12 protein-coding genes and 1 tRNA gene are annotated in these 15,286 nt (G+C 68.0%); 6 read left to right on the plus strand and 7 right to left on the minus strand.

The genetic code is table 11. The annotated features are described in order from the left end of the window. Nucleotides 1-96: 96 nt before the first annotated feature. From AC4D14_RS01880 to bcp, 6 genes are all read right to left on the minus strand, one after another. Nucleotides 97-3,399 carry an efflux RND transporter permease subunit gene (locus AC4D14_RS01880; protein ID WP_490899890.1) on the minus strand — a complete coding sequence of 1,101 codons (3,303 nt, stop codon included), beginning with the start codon at nt 3,397-3,399 and terminating at the stop codon, nt 97-99. A gap of 45 nt (nt 3,400-3,444) precedes the next feature. Beyond that, nucleotides 3,445-4,941, minus strand: a complete 1,497-nt coding sequence (locus AC4D14_RS01885; protein WP_490899891.1) for a malate:quinone oxidoreductase — start codon at nt 4,939-4,941, stop codon at nt 3,445-3,447. Nucleotides 4,942-5,004: 63 nt separating this feature from the next. Further along, nucleotides 5,005-6,735 carry an ABC transporter substrate-binding protein gene (locus tag AC4D14_RS01890; RefSeq protein WP_490899892.1) on the minus strand — a complete coding sequence of 577 codons (1,731 nt, stop codon included), beginning with the start codon at nt 6,733-6,735 and terminating at the stop codon, nt 5,005-5,007. A gap of 200 nt (nt 6,736-6,935) precedes the next feature. After that, a complete protein-coding gene (locus AC4D14_RS01895; protein ID WP_490899893.1) occupies nt 6,936-7,637 on the minus strand; it encodes a fasciclin domain-containing protein in 702 nt (233 codons plus the stop codon). Between the two features lie 243 nt (nt 7,638-7,880). Next, nucleotides 7,881-7,962: transfer RNA gene (locus tag AC4D14_RS01900), tRNA-Leu, on the minus strand. 45 nt (nt 7,963-8,007) lie between these two features. Then, nucleotides 8,008-8,478 carry a thioredoxin-dependent thiol peroxidase gene (gene bcp / locus AC4D14_RS01905; RefSeq protein ID WP_490899894.1) on the minus strand — a complete coding sequence of 157 codons (471 nt, stop codon included), beginning with the start codon at nt 8,476-8,478 and terminating at the stop codon, nt 8,008-8,010. A 129-nt stretch (nt 8,479-8,607) separates the two neighbouring features. On the opposite strand from bcp, the gene AC4D14_RS01910 reads away from it, so the two are divergent. Then, nucleotides 8,608-9,132, plus strand: coding sequence for a MarR family winged helix-turn-helix transcriptional regulator (locus tag AC4D14_RS01910; protein WP_490899895.1), 525 nt, complete (start codon nt 8,608-8,610; stop codon nt 9,130-9,132). Nucleotides 9,133-9,407: 275 nt separating this feature from the next. Next, nucleotides 9,408-10,226: a sigma-70 family RNA polymerase sigma factor gene (locus tag AC4D14_RS01915; protein WP_490899896.1), complete on the plus strand. Its 819-nt coding sequence runs from the start codon at nt 9,408-9,410 to the stop codon at nt 10,224-10,226. 8 nt (nt 10,227-10,234) lie between these two features. Here the strand turns inward: AC4D14_RS01915 and AC4D14_RS01920 are convergent, their stop codons facing one another. Next, nucleotides 10,235-11,200, minus strand: coding sequence for a glycosyltransferase family 9 protein (locus AC4D14_RS01920; protein WP_490899897.1), 966 nt, complete (start codon nt 11,198-11,200; stop codon nt 10,235-10,237). Nucleotides 11,201-11,308: 108 nt separating this feature from the next. On the opposite strand from AC4D14_RS01920, the gene AC4D14_RS01925 reads away from it, so the two are divergent. The 4 genes from AC4D14_RS01925 to AC4D14_RS01940 are packed head-to-tail and all read left to right on the plus strand — an operon-like array spanning nt 11,309 to nt 15,283. Beyond that, a complete protein-coding gene (locus tag AC4D14_RS01925) occupies nt 11,309-11,854 on the plus strand; it encodes a D-glycero-alpha-D-manno-heptose-1,7-bisphosphate 7-phosphatase (RefSeq protein ID WP_490899898.1) in 546 nt (181 codons plus the stop codon). Continuing rightward, a complete protein-coding gene (locus tag AC4D14_RS01930) occupies nt 11,851-12,960 on the plus strand; it encodes a glycosyltransferase family 9 protein (protein ID WP_490899899.1) in 1,110 nt (369 codons plus the stop codon). Before AC4D14_RS01925 ends, AC4D14_RS01930 begins: the two co-directional genes overlap by 4 nt. Further along, nucleotides 12,957-13,958, plus strand: a complete 1,002-nt coding sequence (locus AC4D14_RS01935) for a glycosyltransferase (protein ID WP_490899900.1) — start codon at nt 12,957-12,959, stop codon at nt 13,956-13,958. The genes AC4D14_RS01930 and AC4D14_RS01935 overlap by 4 nt, the downstream gene beginning before the upstream one ends. Then, a complete protein-coding gene (locus AC4D14_RS01940) occupies nt 13,955-15,283 on the plus strand; it encodes a glycosyltransferase (protein ID WP_490899901.1) in 1,329 nt (442 codons plus the stop codon). Before AC4D14_RS01935 ends, AC4D14_RS01940 begins: the two co-directional genes overlap by 4 nt. Nucleotides 15,284-15,286: the final 3 nt, after the last annotated feature.

Raw genomic sequence — 15,286 nt, forward strand, 5'->3', positions numbered from 1 at the left:
TTGACTTGCTGCGGGTAAGTGTATGCGTTTGCATCTATTGTACCGCCTTGTGCGGCCGGCGGGCTCCCGCGCCCGGACCGGCCGCGGCCGTCGGCCTCAGTGCACTGCCGCCGCATCCAAGGCGGGCTCCTGCCTGGTCTCGGCCAACCGCCGCAGGGCCCGGCGCTCCCGCCGCCCCTCCACGAGCCGGTACAGGACTGGAACGAGGATGAGCGTAAGGGCGGTCGATGAGACAAGGCCGCCGATCACAACGACAGCGAGGGGGCGGGAGATGAAACCGCCCTCGCCGGTCAGCCCGAGCGCCATGGGGGTCAGCGCGAAGATCGTGGCAAGGGCGGTCATCAGGATCGGGCGCAGCCGCTGCCGGGCTCCCTGGATAATGGCTTCCTCCACGCTCAGCCCGGGCGCACCGTCCCGGGGGCGGCGGTATTGGTTGATGAGGTCGATGAGGACGATCGCGTTCGTCACCACGATTCCCACAAGCATCAGCATGCCGATCAGGGACGGCAGCCCGAGCGGTATGCGTGTGAGCACCAGCAGCGCCACGGCGCCCGTCGCGGCGAACGGGACCGACACAAGGAGGATCAGGGGCTGGAGCAGGCTCTTGAAGGTGGCCACCATGATGACGTAGACGATGGCGACCGCTGCCCACAATGCGAGGAAGAGCTGGTCGAAGGACTCCGTCTGCTCGGCAGCGGCTCCGCCGACTGTCGCCGTCGCGCCGGCCGGCAGCCGCACCGACTCAAGGCGTTCGGTCACTTCGGCGGTCAGGGCACCAAGGTCGTCGCCGGAAGGCGTGATCGACACCTGGGCGGTGCGCTCGCCGTTGGAGCTTGTCACGGTGAGCGGAACCTGGATCTCCTCGACCGAGGCCACTTCGGTGATCGGAATCTCCCGCGCCGCCGCCGGGATGGTAAGCCCGCGCAGCTGGTCAAGGCTCGTGATCTTCGTTCCCTCGCCCACGAGCACCGGGTAGTCGGTCACGTCGAGGCGCACCGATCCGGCGGGAATGGGACTGATGCTGCCGCCCAGCAGCCCGGCGATCTGGCCTTCGGTCAGGCCCGCGGCGACTGCGGCTGCCCGGTCCACGGCGATCTGAATCTGCGGCTGGGCGGCGGATAGGTTGCTTGTTACCTCCCCAGCGCCGTCGAGGCCCGCCAGACGGCGCTCGACGGCGTCGCTGGCTGCCTGCAGGTCCGCGGAGCCGGGGGCGGTGATGTTGATGTCGATGGTGCTTGAGGTTCCAAAACCCCCCTGCTGGCTTGAGAGCGAGAAGCTCCCCGCGTCCTTGAGCTTTTCCAGCTGGGCGCGGATGGAGTTCTGCAGGGCCTCCTGGTCGGCGTCCTCCTGCGTGATTACCGTGAAGCTGGCGACGGAGGCGCCCGCCGAGAACTGCGCCGCGAAGGCGCTTTCGGCATTTCCAACAGTCAGCTGGACGTCGCGGACCTCGGGATTGGCCGCCAGCACCTTTTCGGTGCGGGCGGCCGCCGCGGCCGTCGTTTCAAGGCTCGAGCCGGGCGCGAGAGTCTGCGTGACACTGAAACTGTTCTGGCCGGTGTTGCCCAGCAGGTTGGTCTGAAGCAGCGGGACCATTGCCGCGGTGGCGGCGAGGATGACCACGCCCGCGGTGAGGGTCCACACGGGGTGGCGCTGGGTGCCGCGGAGCACGGGAAGGTAGCCGCGCTGGAGCCAGGAGCGGCGCTCCCGGCGGTGGGCCTCGTCGAGGAGGGACGCACCGGCCGGGCCGGGAGGAGCCGCCGCGCCCCTCCGCCCGCCGGAGGACCGGGGAAGGAACCAGTAGGCGAGCACGGGGATGATCGTCAGGGAGACCGCCAGGGAGGCAAGAAGCGCGATGCCGGTGGTCATGGCGAAGGGCCTGAACAGTTCGCCGGCCAGGCCGCCGACAAAGGCGATCGGCGCGAAGACCGCCACGGTTGTCAGCGTCGACGCGGTGATCGCTCCGGCGACCTCCCGCACGGCGGTGAGGATCGCCGAGCGCTTTTCCTCGCCGTACGCCAGGTGCCGCTTGATGTTCTCGATGACCACGATCGAGTCGTCGACAACCCGGCCAATGGCGATGGTGAGTGCGCCAAGCGTCAGGATGTTCAATGAGTACCCCGAGGCATACAGCCCAATGAACGTCACCAGTAGCGACAGCGGGATGGAGATGGCCGTGACCAGGGTTGACCTCACCGAGAGCAGGAACACGAGGATGATCAGGACGGCGAAGGCGAGGCCGAGCAGGCCCTCGGTCGTGAGGTCCTTGATCGAGCGCTCGATGAACGGAGCCTGGTCGAAGACCACGGTGATGTCCGCTCCGTCCCCGAGCTCCGCTTCGAGGCTGGGGATGAGCTCGGTGACGGCCTGCGAGATCCGCACCGTGTCTCCGTCCGGCACCTTGGTGACGGTCAGCGCGAGGGTCTCGACGCCGTTGGTCCGGGTGATCGAGGTTGCGGCGTCGTCAGTGAGGCTCACCTCGGCCACGTCGCCCACCGTCGCGGGAGGACCGGCGGGAGCAGGCGGGGCCGGGGGCTGCGCGGGAGCCTCAGGGATCTCCGGCACCGCTCCGGGAAGCTGGGGCGCTCCTCCGGGAAGGCCCGGAAGCGGGGCCTCACCCGGGGCGGGGGCGGGGCCCTCCTGGGCTGGAGCAGGGTCGGCCGAGGGGAGGACCGGCAGCCTGCGGATGTCCTCGAGTGCCTCGACGGGGGATCCCGCCTGGATGTTCAGGGACCGTTCGTCCTCCTCGAGGGTTCCGACGGGGAAGAGGGATCCGTTGCTGTCGAAGGTGTCGACGATGTCCGCAACGCCAAGGCCGGCTTTTTCCAGTTTACCGTCGCGCGGGATGACCGAGATGTGCTGGTTTGAACCTCCGGTGATGGCCGCCGAGCGGACATCCTCGAGCTTCTGTAGGCGCGGCACTGTCAGCCGCTCCAACTCGGAGTTCAACTCGCTCAGCGTGCGGTCGGAGGAGACGGCCATGAACACAATCGGCAGGTCGTTGATGCTTCCGGCCAGGGCCTGCGGCTCGACGTCCTCGGGCAGCACCGGGCGCACGGTGGCGATGGCCCGGTCCACCTGCGCCCGGGCGCGGTCGAGGTTCGTGCCGTAGACGAAGACAAGGTTCACCGTCGAGACACCGGTGCGCGAGACCGCCGAGGACGACTCAAGGCCCTCGACGCCGCTGAGGGCACTCTCGAGCGGGCTGCTGACCTGCTTGTCGAGGTATTCGGGGGAGGCCCCCGGCAGCGACGAGATGACCGTGATGCGCGGGAATTCGAGTGAGGGGATGAGTTCCTGCTTGAGCGAACCCATCGTGATGACCCCGAACACCGCGGCGAAGATCGTGATGAGGGCGATCAGCGCCCGGTTGCCCAGGGAGAGCTGCGCCAGTCGGAACATGGGCCTGCTTTCGGTCCTGACGGTGCCGGGTGGAGCAGCCGCGCGTTACTGAAGTTTCAAGACCCGGTCCGTCATCGACTGAACTTCCTCCGCAAGCGATTCATTCTCGTTGAGCTTCACGCCGTATCCGGGAAGCATCTCCTTCAGCTTCGGCTCCCACTGCGCGATCCGTTCAGGGAAGCAGCGCTTGAGGAGCTCCACCATGATCGGTGCGGCGGTTGACGCTCCGGGGGAGGCCCCGAGGAGGGCGCCCACCGATCCGTCGGCCGAGGTGATGACTTCGGTTCCGAACTGCAGAATTCCACCCGTCTTGGGGGCCTTCTTGATGACCTGTACACGCTGGCCGGCCGTGATGAGTTCCCAGGCGCCGCCGTCGGCCGAAGGAACGAACTCGTTGAGGGCCGCGTTCTTGTCCTCGCGGTTCTTGAGCACCTCGGAAATCAGGTACTTCGTCAGGGGAACGTTGTCCTTGGCCACGGCGAGCATCGGCACCAGGTTGGACGGGCGGATCGAGCCGGGAAGGTCGAGGAACGAGCCCCGCTTCAGGAATTTCGTGGAGAACCCGGCGTACGGGCCGAACAGGAGGGAACGTTCGCCGTTGACGTACCGGGTGTCGAGGTGGGGTACCGACATGGGCGGGGCTCCAACCGACGCCTGCCCGTAGACCTTCGCGTTGTGCTGGCTGACGACGCCGGCATCGGTGCACCGCAGGAACTGCCCCGAGACGGGGAAGCCCGCGAAGCCCTTGCCTTCGGGGATGCCGCTGCGCTGCAGCAGGTGGAGTGCTCCACCGCCCGCCCCGATGAAGACGAAGCGCGTGGAAATGGTGCGGGACTGCCCGGTGCCGCGGTTCTTGACCTTTACTTCCCAGCGGCCGTTCGAGGCCCGGGAAACGTCCTGGACGTCGTGGTTGTAGTTGAGGTCGACGCCGTTGTCGTCGAGGTAGGTCGTGAGTCCGCGTGTCAGGGACCCGAAGTCGACGTCGGTGCCACCGACTACCCGGGAGGCGGCGACCGGCTGGCTCGGGTTGCGGCCCTTCATGATCAGGGGCGTCCACTCGGCCAGTGTCGCAGGGTCCTCCGTGTGCTCCATGGTGCGAAAGAGCGGCTGGGAACTCAGGGCCTCATAGCGGCGCCGGAGGTACTGCGCGTTGGCGGTGCCCCACACGAAGCTCATGTGGGGGACGGGGTTGATGAAGTTGCGCGGATCGCCGAGGTGGCCGTTGGAGACCATGTGGGCCCAGAACTGGCGGGACACCTGGAACTGCTCGTTGATCGCCACTGCCTTGGCAGGGTCCACCGAACCGTCCTTGGCTGCGGGGGAGTAGTTCAGCTCGCAGAGTGCCGAGTGCCCGGTGCCGGCGTTGTTCCACGGGTCGGAGCTCTCCATGCCCGCACGGTCCAGCCGCTCGAACAGGGAGATGTCCCAGTCCGGCTGGAGCTGCTTGAAGAACGCCCCGAGGGTTGCGCTCATGATTCCGCCGCCGATCAGGACGACGTCGGTTGTTGTTGCGGATGATTCAGCCTGGCTGTGTGCAGTCAACGTAGTCTCCAGTCGCGTGATCCTAGCCTTAGAAGACTATCGGCTAGGAGATGCTTATTTAAATCAGTTTTCGGCAGTGGGTTTCTCGGGGCTCGGAACGTCTTCGAGGTCGATGCGGTTGAAGACCTCGTTCATCACCGGGCTCACCGGATAGGCCGCGACGCGCGGGGACATGGCGAGCCCCGAGATGGGAAAGGCGAGGGGGACGGCGGGGACACGGGCGGCCACCTGGTTGCTGATGTCGAGGTAGGCCGCATTGCGCTCCTCGCCGTTGGGAAGGGTGCTCGCCCGCGCGACCTTGCTGAACAGCTGGTGGTCCCTGAAGGCGAATTCCTCGCTGGGGCCACCGAAGAGGGCGCCGGCGAAGTTGTCGGCATCCTGGTAGCTTCCGCTCCAGCCAAGCAGATGGAAGGCGCGGTCCTTGCTGGTCCGGGCCTGGTCCAGGTATCCGTCATTCCATTCGACAGGCATCGGCTTGATATTGAACCCGGCGGCCGTCAACTGCCTGCTGAGCTCCGCGTAGGTCTTTTCGGGCGAGGGAAGGTAGGGCCGGGAGATCTTCACCGGGTAGTAGAACGGCAGCGGAGCGCCGTCGTACCCAGACTCCTTGAGGAGTTCCTTGGCCTTCGCCGGGTCGGGCGGGTAGGCGTCGACCGCGTCGCCGTCGATGCCCAGCTTGGAGGGCAGGAAGTGGGAGGCGGGTTTGGTTCCGTTGAGGAATCGCCCGGTGACGAGGCTTTTCTTATCGATGGCATGGGCGACCGCCTGGCGGAACTTGAGGTTGTCGACCCCGGGGAAGTCCTGGTTGAGGCCGAGGTAGAGCACGGAGTAGGGATCGCGCTGCAGCAGCTGCAGCCCCTCCCGGGCGATGCGGGCGGCGTTGTCGACGGTCACGAAGTCGTAGCCGTCGATGCGCCCGGCCGTCAGGGCGCGGAGGCGCGCATCGGCGTGCGGGATGGTGGTGAAGACGGCTTTCCCGACTTCTCCAGGTTCGCCCCAGTAGTTCCCGAAGGCATCGAGTTCCACCCTTCCCTCTTCCCACCCGGTGAACCGGAAGGGGCCGGTCCCGACCGGTTGGAGCGCGTACCGGGACACCCGGGTTGAACCGCGGGGCTCGGTCGGCTCGTCCGCGGCAAGGACCTGAAGGGCTTTCGGGGAGGACATCGCGAAGGCGGGCTGCGCGAGGGAAGGGATGAACGCTGTCATCCTGCCGGTCAACTGGATGAGGACTTCATGCTGGCCGAGCGGCTGGCACGACTTGTACAACGACTTCTCGGGAGTGTCGGAGAACGCCTTGAACACCGTCTGGAAGGGAAGCCCCGAGGCGTAGGTCCTCGCCGCCTTGGGCAGGTTGTACCAGCGGTCGAAGTTGGCGCAGACGGCCTGCGCGTCGAAGGGTTCGCCGTCGTGGAAGACGGCGTCGTTCCTCAGCTCGAAGGCGTAGGCCCGCCCGTCGTCGCGCTCCTCCCAGGAACGCGCAAGGAGCGGTGCGGGTTCGGAGGTTACCGGGTCCACGCCGACGAGGCCTTCGAGGACCTGCTGCGTGACACGGTACGACTCGGTGTCGTTCACCACCGCGGGATCCAGGCCGATGGGATCCGCCGCGGCCCCAAAGGTGAAGGTGGTGTCGTACTGCGCCGCCGACGCCGTCGGCGATGCGGAGCCGCTGGGAGCCGGAGCCGGAGTCGGGGAGGGCTGGGCAGCTGTGCAGGCGGTGAAGGTCAGCGCCGTCGCCGCCGCGGTCATTGCCAGGGCGGCGCGGCGGCTCAGCTCACGCCCCGCGGTAATCTTCACAGCCAGATTCTCCAGAAGGACCCAGCGGCCCGTGTAGATGATTGGGAGTTTAGTCTAGGCGATTTCCCTGAACCGGCCTTCCCTGGCCCGAGGCGGAAGGGCGGGTGCCGCTTCATCAGAACGGGCTCCCGCACCGAGAGTGCGGGAGCCCGTTCCGGGTTTCCCTGGAGCAAGTTAGAGGAGTTGAACCAGGGAGGTACTTAGTTCGCCGGAGGGGTAAGGACTCCGTCGATCAGGTAAACGGTGGCGTTGGCCGTCTGCACGCCGCCGCAGATCACCTTGGCGCCGTTGACCATCAGGTCGTCGCCCGAACCGGTGATCTCCACGTCGCCGCCCTGGACCGAGGTCTGGGTGGTGCCTTCGAGGTCGGCGGGAAGCATCCGGCCCTCAACGACGTGGTACGTCAGGATGCTGGAGAGCATCTTCTCGTCGGTCTTGAGGGTCTCGACGGTCTCGGCGGGCAGCGCCTTGAAGGCCTCGTCGACCGGTGCGAAGACGGTGAACTCGCCGCCGTTGAGCGTGTCAACGAGGTCGACGTCGGGGTTCAGCTTCCCCGACACAGCCGCGGTGAGCTGGGTCAGGATCGGGTTGTTCGATGCCGCGGTCGCAACGGGGTCCAGCGCCATTCCGGCTACCGATCCGGCTCCGTCGGGCACCTCCGCGGCGTAGTCGGCGCAGCCGGGTCCCACGAGGTTCGCTGCGGGATCCATTGCCTCGCCCGATGCCTCGGAGGACATCGAATCTGTGGCTTCCGGTGCTGCTTCGGAGCTCATGCTCTCATCTGCGGGTGCTGCTTCGGAGCCTCCGGAGGCTTCCTGGCCGCCGCCACATGCCGTCAGGCCGAGCAACGCGATTGCTGCGATCCCGAGTGCTGATACATTCCTGCGCTTTGTAAGTTCCATGACTTTTTCTCCTAATACACGAGACCTGCTGGGGTGCACTGATGGGCTAGCCGCTGTGTGGAACACATCATGTCGATGTCTCGGAAGTACTTCGATCACGGGGGAACTCGGGATGGGTCGGCTGGGGAAAAAAATCACGACGGCGAACGCGGTGCGGCGGAGCCAACCTGCATTCCGGAACGGCCGCATACGCAAAAGCACCCCGGTCCTAAGACCGGGGTGCCTGGCATGATGAGTCGGAAGTGCGCAAGGGGGGACTTGAACCCCCACGTCCGAAGACACTGGAACCTAAATCCAGCGCGTCTGCCAATTTCGCCACTCGCGCGCCGACGCCTGCCGAAGCAAAACGTCAGGCTCAAGTGTACGCGAATCAGTCGAGGCCGAGGTCCCGCCGCAGCTTCGCCACATGGCCGGTGGCCTTGACGTTGTATTGCGCCAGCGCCACGTCGCCCGACTCGTCAACGACAACCGTTGACCGCACGAGGCCCTCATATGTCTTGCCGTAGTTCTTCTTCTCGCCCCAGGCTCCCCACGCGTCGGCAACGGCGTGGTCTTCGTCCGAGAGCAGCGGGAAGTTGAGCTGCTCCTCGTCCGCGAATGCGCGCAGCTTCTCCGGTGAGTCGGGGGAGATGCCGACCACCTTGTATCCGGCGCCGGCGAGGGAGGCGAGGTTGTCACGGAAGTCGCACGCCTGGGTGGTGCACCCGGGGGTTGCGGCGGCCGGGTAAAAGTACACGACAACCTTCTGCCCCTTCATCGCCGAGAGCGACATCGAGTTGCCAAACGCGTCAGTGAGCGTAAAGTCGGGAGCATGATCTCCAGCCGACAGTCGTTGTGTCATTAAGTTCCTCTTATTTGGGGTCCGCTATCGGTTCACTGAAAACTACCAGTACGCCTAGTTATCATATGGGGACGGGTCCACGCCATCCCGGCGCGTTGACCAGCTTAGCGAGAGGGAGTGCACTGTTTCATGCCGGATCTGGAGCAATGGCCAACCGGCCGACTGCTGACGACGGCGGCTCGCCTTGTTGAGCACGCGTGGAACGAGCGGTTGGTGGACATTGGGGTCACGCACGCCGGAGTCATCGCCTTGGGTGTCCTGGCATCCCAGGGCGCGATGACCCAGGCGAACCTCGCCCAGATTGTCCGCGTGCAGGCGCAGACAATGGGCAAAACCCTCTCGCGGCTTGAAGCGCGCGGCCACGTTGCCCGAGTGCGCAACGATCTTGACCGGCGCTCCCACCTCGTTTCGATCACCGCTGCCGGCCGCGAGGTGCTTGAGCGGGCCGACGACATCGAGCGCACCCTCGTCGCCGGAGGCGGCCTGGTTTCCGACGAGCTCCGCACCCACCTGCAGAGCGTCATCAAGGAACTTGGCGCTCCCCGCTGGAACTGGGCCGCTGCTGCGGCCTCGCCCGCGGTGGCTGCGGTGCTGCCCGAGGACGCCGTCACGGGCCCCGAATCAGCAGGGCCTGCGGCATCGGTCACAAACTAGGGCGCTCACCGTCAGGAACCCGGAAGGGTTTCTTCGGCGTGCCCTGGCCGCCTTCGGTCAGGCCCTTTCCGCGCCGCCGGACGGGGCCTCGCGGCTTACGGGCGGCCCTTCGGACGGCGCCGACCCGCACTGTGGCGGGCAGGAGAACGCATACTCCATTGGAAAAGAAAATAGAAGATTTTTTGGGGTAGGGATTTCCTAAAAGTCGTTGCGAGGTCACCGGGCTCATGGTTCCTTGAGGAAGTCAGGCGAATCCCAGCGACCCGGAGATCAGCATGTCGAAACCCCGCGCCACGGGCCACCTTCCGCAGCCGAACCAGCACGCTCCTCGCTCCGACAGACCGCTTCGGAACGCCCTGCAGGACGACATCGCCCTGCGGCATCTTGGGATTGCCGAGTCGGTTGCGCGGTCCTTCTCCTCCTTCGGGCCCGACGCGGCCGATATCCGGCAGGTTGCCTACCTCGGCCTGATCAAGGCGGTGCAGCGGTTCAATCCGAGCCGGGGTGTGCCGTTCGCCTCGTTCGCCGTCCCCACGATCACGGGTGAGATCAAGCGGTACCTCAGGGACTGCTGCTGGGTGATCCGCCCGCCGCGCCATCTCCAGGACCTCGGCACTGAACTTGCCCGCGCCGCCCCGGCCATGGCCCAGCGGCTGGGCCGGGAGCCGAACCCCGCCGAACTCGCACGCGAGCTGGGCGCCGAGGAATCGGCGGTGAGCGAAGCCCTCACCTGCCGCACCAGCCGGCGCCCGGAATCCCTCGATGTGCCGTTCGAGGGCCGCAGCTGGGGGGACACGCTGCAAAGCGATGACGACCGCATCGAACGCACCGACGAAATCCTTTCCCTGCGTGCCGCGGTGAACGCGCTGACGTCGGCAGAAAAGGAACTGCTGTACCGGCGGTATTTCAAGGAGGAGACACAGCAGCAGATCGGCGAGCATCTCGGCATGACGCAGATGCAGGTTTCCCGGAGGCTCGCACGCATCCTCGTCCTGCTGCAGCAGCAGCTCCTCGGAGCCGCGCCCGGCACGGCTTCGTCCTTGGCCGCCGCACGGTCACGGGGCGAAGTGGAAAGCGACGCGCGCATCGCCTGAACGGACCCTCAGGACACGCCGAGGCGGTGGGACGCCGCGAGCACCTGCTCGACCGTCACCGCCAGCAGGGCAGGGTCAGGTTCCGCGGAGAAGGTGTGGCCAAGCCGCAGCGACTCGTCGGTCAGTACGATGTGGGGCCCCGGAGGCGGGCCCCATTCCTCGACCGGCGCAGGACCGAACAAGACAACGGAGGGCGTCCCGTAGGCGGACGCGAGGTGCGCCGCTCCGGTGTCTGCCGAGATGACCAGGGCGGCCGAGGCGATCAGGGCGGCGAAGCGGTCAAGAGGAAGTTCACCGGCCGCCACCGAGCCCTCCGGCAGTCCCGCCGCTGCCGCGACCGCGAGGGCCCGCGGGCGCTCGGCGGTGCTTCCGGTCAGCAGGACGCGGTGGCCGGCTCCTGTCAGTGTGCGGGCCACGGCGGCGAACCTCTCAACCGGCCAGAGCCGGCTGCCGTAGGCGGCCCCCACATGGATGACGACGGCGCCGGGGGCGGGGCTCGCGGCCGCGGGAACCTCGAGGCGGTTGTCCAGGGGGTCGGCCGGAATCCCGTGCCACGAGACGAGGCCGGCCCACCTGGCGCGTTCATGGACGCCGTGGCGCCACCGCGGCCCATGCCACCCGGGGGCCCTGTGACCGATCCGGCGGGCGGGCCGGATCTCCTCGATCCGGCTCCGGCTCTCCCTGCCGTTTCCGTGAAGGTTGACGGCGATGTGGACCGATCCCGGTGCGACCGCGAGCGGTTCGTCGAGGCCATGGGTCGGCAGCAGCTCGTCCACGCACCCGGTCAAGGCCACGATCGGGGTGAGCCAGGCCTGCGCCGCGTAGCGGATGTGGTGGTCGGGAAACGCGCGGCGCAGCCCCCGCAGCGCGGGGACGGCGACGAGGAGGTCACCGAGCTTCAATGCGCGCAGGACCAGCAACTCCGGCCGGCCATGCGGTGCGGGCCGGTGCGGGGAGGCGGCGTCTTGAAGCATTCCAACATCTTGCCAGAGGTCCCCGGACGGCGTCCCGGAGTACCTGAAGAGAAGAAGAAGTTCCCCCGGAGGTGTTTAGCACCGGTGCTTCTCGGGAACAGTGCCAGTATGACCACCACGGATGCCGAGGGAGGAACCGCGCCGAAAGCGGTCCTCTTTGACCGGGACGGGACGATCGTCGTCGACGTGCCCTACAACGGCGACCCCGACAAGGTCCGCTCGATGAGCGGGGCACGTGCCGTACTCGACGCCCTGCGCCTCAAGGGGATCGCGGTGGGTGTTGTGACCAACCAGTCGGGAATTGCGCGCGGCCTCCTCGACCGCGAGCAGGTCGACGCCGTCAACGCGCGCGTTGAACAGCTCCTCGGGCCGTTCGCGGTGTGGGAGGTCTGCCCGCACGACGCATCGGATGCCTGCGCCTGCCGGAAACCGCAGCCCGGAATGGTGCTCAGCGCCTGCGCCCGCCTGGGACTCGATCCGTCCGAGGTGGCCCTGATCGGCGACATCGGGGCGGACGTCGAAGCGGCCCACGCCGCAGGAGCCGTAGGGGTCCTCGTCCCGACGATCCACACGCGTCCCGAAGAGGTCCGTGCCGCGCCGCGGGTCGCCGGCACCCTGGCCGGGGCGGTCGAACTTCTCTGGCGGGCGCAGTGAGCCGGCGCGTGCTTGTGGCCCGGCTCGACAGCGCCGGGGATGTCCTGCTCGCCGGGCCGGCGGTCCGGGCGGTGGCCGCGGGCACCGGAGGGCGTTCCACCGAAGTGGTGATGGTGTGCAGCAGACAGGGGACACCGGCCGCACGCCTGCTTCCCGGTGTGGCCGACGTGTTCACCTGGGAAGCGCCGTGGATCGTTGATCCTCCTCCGAGCGCCACCCCCGGGCACGCGGCGGCCCTTACCGCCTACGCCGCCGGATCCGGAGCCGATGAAGCGGTCATCCTCACGTCCTTCCACCAGTCACCGCTGCCGCTCGCACTGCTGCTGCGCTTTGCCGGGATCTCCCGGATCACTGCCGCCTCCGTCGACTACGCGGGGTCGCTGCTCGACGTCCGGCTGAAGCCGGGTGAGGACTTCCCCGAGGACCAGCCCGAAGCCGAACGCGCCCTGGGGATCGCCGCCGCCGCCGGCTATCGGCTACCTCCCGGCGACGACGGACGGCTCCAGGTCACCGGCCTTCCCGCGGTCCCCGCCGAAGTGGGGCACGGCCCCTACGTCGTTGTGCATCCCGGAGCCGCGGTGCCCTCACGGGCCTGGCCGCCGCTTCACCACGCGGCAGCGGTCGAGCTGCTCACAGCCGCCGGCTACCGGGTGGTGGTCACCGGCGGGCCAGGCGAAACGGACCTCACCGCGACCGTCGCGGGGCCCGAGGCGCTCGACCTTGGCGGCCGGACCGACCTCGCAACACTCGGCGCAATTGTGAAGGGGGCATCGGCGGTGATCACCGGCAATACCGGTCCGGCCCATCTCGCTGCCGCCGTCGGCACGCCGGTTGTAAGCCTCTTCTCCCCGGTCGTCCCGGCGGTCCGCTGGGCGCCCTACCGGGTGCCTGTCGAACTGCTCGGCAATCAGGGTGCGCCCTGTGCGCACACACGGGCCAGGGCGTGCCCGGTGCCCGGCCACCCCTGTCTTTCGGAGGTTGCTCCGGCCGAGGTCGTTGAGGCGGTGCAGCGGCTGACGGCGGGCGTCTCCTCGTTGGTCTCCCGCCGCAGCCTGGGCCGGGCCACAAGCGCCGCGCCACGGGTGCGGGGAATGGAGCGGGAATGAGGATCCTCCTCTGGCATGTCCACGGGGGCTGGACCGACGCATTCGTGCGCGGCCCCCACACCTACATCCTGCCAACGACGCCGGACCGGGGCCCGTGGGGTCTCGGCCGGGCCGGCCGCGACTGGCCTGCGACTGTCATTGAAGCGGCGCCGGAGGAGCTGGCGGACCACGACGTCGACGTCGTTGTGCTCCAGCGCACCGAGGAGATCGCCGAGTGCGAGCGCCTGCTGGGCCGTGCTCCGGGCCGGGACCTGCCTGCCGTTTTCCTTGAACACAACACCCCCAAGGGGGACGTCCCCAACACCTGCCACCCCCTGGGCGGACGCGACGACATTCCGGTTGTCCACGTCAGCTACTTCAACGAACTCTTCTGGGACAACGGGGTTGCACCGACCACGGTGATCGAACACGGAATCGTCGACCCCGGCCCCCTCTATACCGGAGAGCTCGAGCAGCTAGCGGTAGTGGTTAACGAACCGGTCCGCAGAGGAAGGGTGACGGGGACCGACCTGCTGCCCCGCTTCGCCGACCTCGCGCCCCTTGAGGTCTTCGGGATGGGCACGGCGGACCTGCCGCGCGTTCTCGGTCTTCGCCCCGACGTTCTCCGGATCGGCGGCGACCTTCCCACCGCAGCCCTCCACGCCCGGCTTGCGCGTTCGCGGGTCTATCTTCATCCACTCCGGTGGACGTCCCTGGGACTTGCACTGCTTGAGGCGATGCACCTGGGCATGCCGGTGCTGGCCCTCGGCACAACCGAAGCCGCCCGGGCGGTTCCACCCGAGGCCGGCGCCGTCTCGACCAACATTGAGGATCTCCGCACAATGGCCGTCCGGCTGCTTGCGGACCCGGACGAAGCGCGTTCCAGGGGAAGGGCGGCAAGGGCGGCCGCCCTTGAGCGATACGGCCTGGGGCGCTTCCTGAAGGACTGGGACGAGGTCCTGGCCCGGACGGCAGGGCGCACCAGCGCCATGGCAGGTACCGAAAGGAGAGCGCAGTGAAGATATCCATGGTGTCGGAACACGCGAGTCCGCTGGCGGCGCTCGGGGGAGTTGATGCCGGCGGGCAGAATGTCCATGTTGCCGAACTTTCCCGGGCACTGGCGCGGCGCGGCCACGACGTCACCGTCTATACACGGCGCGACGACCCCGGACTTCCTGCCCGGGTGCGGACGGGGCCGGGGCTTGAGGTGGTGCACATCGACGCCGGCCCGGCGCGGCCGGTCCCGAAAGACGACCTGCTGCCCTTCATGGGCGAGCTTTCGGAGGGAATCCTCAAGGACTGGGGAAAGGAGCCCCCGGCCGTGGTCCACAGCCACTTTTGGATGTCGGGCCTCGCCGCCCTCGAGGCGGCGGCCCGGAGCCGCACGGCAGGACGGCCGGTTGCCGTTGTTTCGACCTTCCACGCGCTCGGTGCGGTGAAGCGCCGCCACCAGGGGGCAGTTGACACAAGCCCGGCCGAGCGCATCCGCCTCGAGACCCGGATTGGTCAGAGCGCCGACCGCATCGTGGCGACCTGCAGCGACGAAGTCTTCGAGCTCAGGGCACTGGGCATCCCCGGCGGTCGTGTCTCGGTCGCCCCCTGCGGTGTGGACCTAGACCTCTTCACCCCCGCGGGGCCAAGTGAGGCCCGGGGCCGGAGGCACCGCATCGTGTCGGTCGGCCGCCTCGTCCCGCGCAAGGGGATGGACCTTGTGATTCGGGCATTGCGGATGCTCGGAGACAGCGGCATCACCGACATCGAGCTTGTGCTGGTGGGCGGTGCGGGCAACTCCGAGCGCCTCGACGAAGACCCCGAGGCCCAGCGTCTGCGCTCCCTTGCCGCGGAACTTGGAATTTCGAAGCAGGTGATCCTGCGCGGCCAGGTGGGCCGCGAGGAGATGCCGTCCGTGCTGCGCAGCGCAGACGTCGTCGTGTGTGCGCCCTGGTATGAGCCGTTCGGAATCGTTCCCCTCGAGGCCATGGCGTGCGGCGTCCCCGTGGTGGCCGCGGCGGTCGGCGGCCTCGTCGACACGGTGGTCGACGGGCGCACCGGGCTCCACGTTCCCGCTCAGGATCCGGCGGCCATAGCCGGCGCCGTGATGGAGCTGCTCGCCGAGCCGGAATGGGCATTGGAGCTGGGAAGGAACGGTCACCGGCGGGTCAGTGCACGCTACTCGTGGGCCCGCGTCGCTGCCGAAACGGAAAGGGCCTACCACCTCGCCCTGCGGGAGGTGGAACAGCCCGGCGAGGCCGCGGGTTCGACGGCAGGGCGGAGGCGCCGCCAGGCGGAGGCCGACCGGTCCCCGGCGCGGTCCCTCGAGAGTACGGGAGGGCGGGCGTTATGAGTG

The sequence above is a fragment of the Arthrobacter sp. TJ-254 genome (assembly GCF_058269175.1).

Bases quoted from the DNA above. Each gene is read 5' to 3' on its own strand.
- AC4D14_RS01880 (WP_490899890.1), bottom strand. From the start codon at position 3,399: ATGTTCCGACTGGCGCAGCTCTCCCTGGGCAACCGGGCGCTGATCGCC.
- AC4D14_RS01895 (WP_490899893.1), bottom strand. From the start codon at position 7,637: ATGGAACTTACAAAGCGCAGGAATGTATCAGCACTCGGGATCGCAGCA.
- bcp (WP_490899894.1), bottom strand. From the start codon at position 8,478: ATGACACAACGACTGTCGGCTGGAGATCATGCTCCCGACTTTACGCTC.
- AC4D14_RS01910 (WP_490899895.1), top strand. From the start codon at position 8,608: ATGCCGGATCTGGAGCAATGGCCAACCGGCCGACTGCTGACGACGGCG.
- AC4D14_RS01915 (WP_490899896.1), top strand. From the start codon at position 9,408: ATGTCGAAACCCCGCGCCACGGGCCACCTTCCGCAGCCGAACCAGCAC.
- AC4D14_RS01920 (WP_490899897.1), bottom strand. From the start codon at position 11,200: ATGCTTCAAGACGCCGCCTCCCCGCACCGGCCCGCACCGCATGGCCGG.
- AC4D14_RS01925 (WP_490899898.1), top strand. From the start codon at position 11,309: ATGACCACCACGGATGCCGAGGGAGGAACCGCGCCGAAAGCGGTCCTC.
- AC4D14_RS01935 (WP_490899900.1), top strand. From the start codon at position 12,957: ATGAGGATCCTCCTCTGGCATGTCCACGGGGGCTGGACCGACGCATTC.